The organism is Spirillospora sp. NPDC049652 (genome assembly GCF_040675125.1).
Lineage (GTDB): Bacteria > Actinomycetota > Actinomycetes > Streptosporangiales > Streptosporangiaceae > Spirillospora.
Genome location: NZ_JBFAOF010001101.1, coordinates 1 through 2,166, shown reverse-complemented (window position 1 = coordinate 2,166; position 2,166 = coordinate 1). Strand labels below are relative to the sequence as shown.

The window sequence follows — 2,166 nt, the reverse complement described above, 5'->3', positions numbered from 1 at the left end:
GGCATCCCGGCGGACGCCTGCGACCTGCTGGCGGCGTTCGCGTTCCCGCTGCCGGTCCGGGTGATCTGCGAGTTGCTGGGCGTCCCCGAGGGCGATCGCGAGCGGTTCCGGCGGTGGGCGGACGTGGCGCTGTCGACCGGCACCGGGAGCGGGGCGAGCCGCTCGGCGAACGGGCGGGAGTTCCGCGGCTACGTGGAGGCGTTCGTCGAGGCCCGGCGGAAGGAGCCGGGCGACGCGCTGATCGACGTGCTGATCGCCGCGCGGGACGAGGGCGAGGACGGCGACGGCGGGGGCCTGTCCGGTCCGGAGCTGGTCAGCATGGTGATCAACATCATCACCGCCGGGCACGAGACGACCGCGCACCTGGTCGCGTCCGCGGTGTTCACGCTGGTCGCCGAGGGGCGCTGGCCCGCCCCGGCCGGTCCGGGGCTGCTGGAGGAGGTCCTGCGGCACGACACGCCCGCGACCGTCGCGATGCCGCGGCTGGCGACCGAGGACGTCGAGCTGGCGGCCGGGACGGTCCGCGCCGGTGACACCGTCCTGCCGATGCTCGCCGAGGCCAACCGCGACGCGGCCGTCTACCCCGCCCCGGACGCGTTCGTTCCGGACCGTCCGGCCGACGGCGTGCCGCTGCTGACGTTCGGGCACGGCCCGCACTTCTGCCTCGGCGCGAACCTGGCGCGGCAGGAGCTCGAGGTCGCGCTCGGCACGCTGTCCGAGCGCTTCCCCGACCTGGAGCTGGCCGTCCCCGCGAACGAGATCCCATGGCGCACCGGCGGCATCGTGAGCGGGCCGGCGGTGCTCCCCGTCCGGTGGTGACGGGCCGGCCGCTACGCCCTGGACGCCGAGGGCGCGGCGCGCCGCTGGGCGATGTCGGAGGCCATGCTCGCGGACTCCGCGTGGTGCCGGACGGTGATGTGGGGTGACAGCGCCACCAGGAAGTCGCGGGCGTCGAAGAGCTCGCCCGCGGAGGCGACGCCGGTCGTGCGGGTGCGGCCGGTGAGGATCCGGTGCACGGCCTCGACGGCCAGGGGCGCGCTGACGGCGTAGATGTCGCGTCCGGAGGCCGTGGCGCGACGCTGGGTGGAGCCCGACACCACGACGACGTCGACGACGAACGACTGCTCGGACCGTCCGTCCTCGTCGGCGGCGACCGGCGCGGGCGTGTCGGGGGACGACAGGTCCCTCGCCGCCTGGACGGTCATGTAGTTGCGCACCTCGGGCACGCGCAGGTGGCTCGGGATGGTCACGACGTCGGCCATCGTGAACTCGCCGAGGACGTCGCGGGCCCCGGTCGGCTCGGGGAAGTCCCACGTCCGGATCGGCAGCTCGTCGTCGTGGTACCGCAGGGCGCCGGCGGTGAAGCGGACGCGCCGTCCGTTCCGGCGGCTGTGGGAGACCGCGCCCGCCGCGCGGGTCCCGGCCGTCGGGTGCCAGCTGTCGAGGCCGTAGGCGACGTGGACCTCGTCCGCCTCGGTCCAGTCGTCCATGGCGGCGGTGGCGAGCAGGTCGCCGAGCCCGCCGTAGAAGGCCATGGCGGGGACGACCACGGTCCCGGCGGCGCGGGCGCGGTCGGCGAAGTGGTCGAAGGTGTCGCGGTTGGCCTCGATCTCGGCCGCGACGTCCACGTAGGGGACGCCGACGCGCAGGGCGGCCTCGATCAGGGGGGCGGCCGTGACGGCGAACGGCCCGGCGGTGTTGATCACGGCGTCCACGCCGGCCAGCGCCCGGTCGAGCGCCGCCGGGTCGTCGGCCGGGGCGGGCCGGGCGTCCAGCCCGGGGAACCGCGCCGCGAGGCCGTCCAGCTTGGCGGCGTCGCGGCCCACCAGGACCGGGACGAACCCGCGCTCCAGCAGTTCCGCCACCACGAATCGGCCCGTGTGCCCGTACGCCCCGTAGACCGCGACCGTCCGGCTGTTTCCAAGAGTCTCGTTCACGTCTCCATGGTCGCGACCAGCACGGTCCCCGCGCGAGTGTCCGGAACGACAAGATGCGTACACTTCCGGACATGACCTCTGGTGTGCACACGGTCGCGGTGGCCGTCGCGAGCGGGATCCTGCACTTCGAACTGTCCCTGGCGTACGAGTTGTTCAGCTCCCCGCCGCTCGTGGACGGCGGCTGGTACGAGCCGGTGATCTGCGGCGCGGGGCCGGTGCGCGCCGACGG

General features: G+C 74.9%; 2 protein-coding genes. One reads left to right on the top strand and one right to left on the bottom strand.

The window, feature by feature from the left end; translation table 11 throughout:
• Window positions 1–819, top strand: an 819-nt coding sequence (locus tag AB0J52_RS37395) for a cytochrome P450 (RefSeq protein WP_500187688.1), incomplete at its 5' end; no start/stop codon positions are given.
• An 11-nt stretch (window positions 820–830) separates the two neighbouring features.
• Here the strand turns inward: AB0J52_RS37395 and AB0J52_RS37390 are convergent.
• Entirely contained in the window at window positions 831–1,937 is a 1,107-nt protein-coding gene (locus AB0J52_RS37390) for a saccharopine dehydrogenase family protein (RefSeq protein WP_500187687.1), read from the bottom strand.
• Window positions 1,938–2,166 lie beyond the last annotated feature (229 nt).